The sequence below is a fragment of the uncultured Corynebacterium sp. genome, from assembly GCF_902782855.1.
Taxonomy (GTDB): Bacteria; Actinomycetota; Actinomycetes; order Mycobacteriales; family Mycobacteriaceae; genus Corynebacterium.
On record NZ_CACZOO010000187.1, the window covers coordinates 1 to 3,997 of the forward strand.

The 3,997-nt window shown below is 65.8% G+C and carries 4 protein-coding genes; all 4 read left to right on the forward strand.

From position 1 onward, the window contains the following. The coding region (locus tag QZV72_RS08200; RefSeq protein ID WP_297007158.1) for a DNA translocase FtsK at window positions 1–1,668 on the forward strand (1,668 nt) is incomplete at its 5' end. Between the two features lie 237 nt (window positions 1,669–1,905). Then, window positions 1,906–2,961 carry a TerC family protein gene (locus QZV72_RS08205; protein WP_297007161.1) on the forward strand — a complete coding sequence of 352 codons (1,056 nt, stop codon included), beginning with the start codon at window positions 1,906–1,908 and terminating at the stop codon, window positions 2,959–2,961. Between the two features lie 126 nt (window positions 2,962–3,087). Beyond that, entirely contained in the window at window positions 3,088–3,663 is a 576-nt protein-coding gene (gene pgsA, locus QZV72_RS08210) for a CDP-diacylglycerol--glycerol-3-phosphate 3-phosphatidyltransferase (RefSeq protein WP_297007164.1), read from the forward strand. A 6-nt stretch (window positions 3,664–3,669) separates the two neighbouring features. Beyond that, on the forward strand, window positions 3,670–3,997 hold a 328-nt coding region (locus tag QZV72_RS08215), incomplete at its 3' end, for a CinA family protein (RefSeq protein ID WP_297007167.1).

The following is a 3,997-nucleotide window of genomic DNA, read 5'->3' on the forward strand; positions in this document are numbered from 1 at the left end:
CGCGAGGAGACCCCCGCACCGGCACCGGCCCCGCGCCAGCCGGAGACCACCACCGACTACCAGCTGCCGAGCACCGACCTGCTCATCGACGGCGACAAGCCCAAGACCCGGACCGAGGCCAATGACCGGATGATCGAGGCGATCACCGAGGTCTTCAGCGAGTTCAAGGTGGACGCGCAGGTCACCGGTTTCTCCCGTGGCCCGACAGTCACCCGGTACGAGGTGGAACTCGGCCCGGGCGTGAAGGTCTCCAAGATCACCAACCTGCAGTCCAACATCGCCTACGCCGTGGCCACCGACAACGTCCGACTGCTCACCCCGATCCCCGGGAAGTCTGCGGTCGGTATCGAGGTGCCGAACTCCGACCGCGAGATGGTCCGGCTCGGGGACGTGCTGAACGCACCAGCGGTCTCCCAGGACCCCGACCCGATGCTCATCGGTCTGGGTAAGGACATCGAGGGTGACATGGTCGCCCACTCGATCCAGAAGATGCCGCACCTGCTCGTAGCGGGTTCCACCGGTTCGGGTAAGTCCGCGTTCGTGAACTCGCTGCTGGTCTCGATCCTCACCCGGGCGACCCCGGAGGAGGTCCGCCTCATCCTCGTCGACCCGAAGATGGTTGAGCTGACCCCCTATGAGGGCATCCCTCACCTGATCACCCCGATCATCACCCAGCCGAAGAAGGCTGCGGCCGCGCTGACATGGCTGGTCGAGGAGATGGAGCAGCGGTACCTGGACATGAAGTCCGCACGTGTCCGTCACATCAAGGACTTCAACCGGAAGGTGATTTCCGGGGAGTTCGAGGCTCCCCTCGGCTCCGAGCGGGAGTACCGGGCCTACCCCTACATCGTCTGCGTCGTCGACGAGCTCGCTGACCTGATGATGACCGCCCCGAAAGAGATCGAGGACTCGATCGTCCGCATCACCCAGAAGGCCCGCGCCGCCGGTATCCACCTGGTGCTGGCGACGCAGCGCCCCTCGGTGGATGTGGTCACCGGCCTGATCAAGACGAACGTTCCTTCCCGTCTCGCCTTCGCCACGTCGTCGCTCACCGACTCCCGCGTCATCCTCGACCAGGGTGGCGCCGAGAAGCTCATCGGCATGGGCGACGGTCTGTTCATCCCGCAGGGGGCGAACAAGCCGCGGCGCCTGCAGGGTGCCTTCGTCACCGATGAGGAGGTCCAGGCCGTGGTGGACGCGGCGAAGGACCAGGCCGAGCCGGACTACACCGACGGCGTCACAGATGACAAGTCGGTGGAGGCGAAGAAGGAGATCGACGCCGATATCGGCGATGATCTCGAGGATCTGCTGCAGGCGGTGGAACTCGTGGTGAGCAGTCAGTTCGGGTCCACCTCCATGCTCCAGCGGAAGCTGCGCATCGGTTTCGCGAAGGCCGGTCGTCTCATGGACCTCATGGAGACCCGTGGGGTTGTCGGCCCCTCCGAGGGGTCGAAGGCCCGGGAGGTGCTGGTCAAGCCCGAGGAGCTGGAGACCGTCATCTGGATGATCAAGGGCGCGGATCCCGCTGACGCACCGAAGGAACTGCTCGACGAGCAGGGACCTGGCGACGGTGCAGACGACGGTGCAGACGGTTCCGGCCCCGATGTGGACGCCGCGCCGGTCCGTGTCGTCAGCGCTGACGCATCAGGCACCGGAGGGGTGTTCTGAGCGCCGCCACCCCCGCCCGGTGCTGCGGCGGATTCTGCTAGACTCGCCCACTGTCATGGAGGGGAGTACCCCGCCCGCGACACTGATCGTCAACACGGTGGTCACCGCCCGTCCGCTCCGTAGCGGGCGGGTGGGCCCACCCGGTCGTGTCGACCACGCAACGTCCCGGGTCAGGGGTGCGGCGTGGTGGGGGAGACCTCCGGTCACCGAACTCTCGCGACCGGAGGAATTTCTGTCATGGAAGTAAACGCTCTCACCTGGGTCATCACCATTGCGGTGATCGCCGGGTTCTTCGTCTTCGATTTCTATTCGCATGTCCGCACCCCGCATGCGCCGTCGATGAAGGAGTCCGGTTTCTGGACTCTGTTCTACATCGCCCTGTCCATCGCCTTCGGGGTCTTCCTCTGGCTCACCTGGGGTGAGCCCGGCGACCCGCACGCTCACGGCATGGAGTTCTTCTCCGGATATGTCACGGAGAAAGCGCTGAGCGTCGACAACCTCTTCGTCTTCGCGCTGATCATGGGCGCGTTCAAGGTGCCGGCGAAGTACCAGCAGAAGGTTCTGCTCATCGGTATCGCGCTCTCCCTGGTCTTCCGTGGGCTCTTCATCGCCCTGGGCGCGGCGATCATCGAGGCCTGGTCCGATGTGTTCTACCTCTTCGGCCTCTTCCTCCTCGTCATCGCCGTGAAAACTGTGGCGGACGAGGTCCGGGACGTTCCCGAGACCGACCCGAACGACATGAGGATCATCAAGTTCATCCGGAAGGTCGTCCCGGTGTCCTCGGGGTACAACTCCGACAAGCTGTGGATCCGTGAGGCAGGCAAGCGTGCGATGACGCCGTTGTTCGTCTGCCTCGTAGCCATCGGGCTGACCGATGTGATGTTCGCCCTGGACTCCATCCCGGCGATCTACGGGATCACACAGGAACCCTACATTGTCTTCACGACCAACGCGTTGTCCCTGCTCGGCCTGCGGCAGATGTACTTCCTGCTCGGTGGGCTGCTGGAACGGCTCGTCTACCTGCCCTACGGACTGGGTGTCATCCTCGCCTTCATCGGTGCCAAGATGGTTCTCCACGCCCTGCACGAGAACTCCCTGCCGTTCATCAACGGCGGTGAAGGGGTCCACGGGGCCCCGGAGATCACCACCGGAGCGTCCCTCCTCGTCATCGTGGGTGTTCTGGCGGTCACTGTGGTGGCCAGCCTCATCGCCTCCCGCGGCACCGTGGTGGAACGTCCCGAGCGGCACGTTCTGGAGGACCGGGGCCAAGGTCCGTCGGCCGTACAGGACTGACGACCTGCACGGGAGCCCTCCCCGCCCGCATCCCGTGGGCGTGCGGGTAATGTGAGGACCGTGCAGGAGACAGAGCGACAGACGCAGCATGGCGGACGACCCTCCCGGAGGAAGCAGCGGTCCACCGTGGGCACGGCCGTACACCGGTACAACGTCCCGAACGTCCTGACCACGGTCCGGATCCTCCTCATCCCGGTGTTCGTGTGGTTGCTCGTCGCGGCCGGTCCGCTCGACGGTGCGCGTGATCTGGACACCGCACTGCGGTGGTGGTCCCTGGTGGCGTTCTGCGTACTGATGGGTACCGACCAGCTCGACGGCTTCCTCGCGCGCCGCTACGAGGTGATCACCGACTACGGCAAACTCGCAGATCCGGTCGCCGACAAGGCGCTGATGATCTCGGCCATGGTCACCCTGAACATCCTCGGCGACCTGTGGTGGTGGGTGACCGCGGTCATCGTGGTCCGTGAACTGGGTATCACGGTCTGGCGGATGGCGCTCGCCAGACGTGGCAAGGTCGTTCCCGCGTCGAAGGGCGGGAAGCTCAAGACGGTGCTCCAGACGTTCGCCGTCGCAATGGTCATCGCTCCGCTGCCGGACTGGACCGACTGGATCACGGTCCCCTTGATCCTTCTCGCGGTGGCGGTCACCGTCATCACCGGTGTGCAGTACCTGCTGGACTCCCGCAACCGGCCGGAGCACTGATCTCCGATGGTGGTGAGGAGGGCGTCCGGGGCGGGGGAGCTGGTCTCCACGACGGCCGCTGAGCTGGTGGAGCTGTGCCGAGGAGCGGGGCTCACACTCGCCACCGCGGAGTCCCTGACCGGCGGTCTCATCGCAGGCACCGTCGCTGACGTCCCCGGGGCCTCGACTGTGCTGCGCGGTGGCCTTGTGGTCTACGCGACCGACCTCAAGCACTCTCTGGCGGGGGTGGACGCCTCTCTGCTCGAGCGCCGGGGACCGGTTGACCCCACGGTCGCCGGACAACTCGCGCGCGGCGCGGCGCTGCGCTGTGGGGCTGATCTGGGGGTGGGGGTCA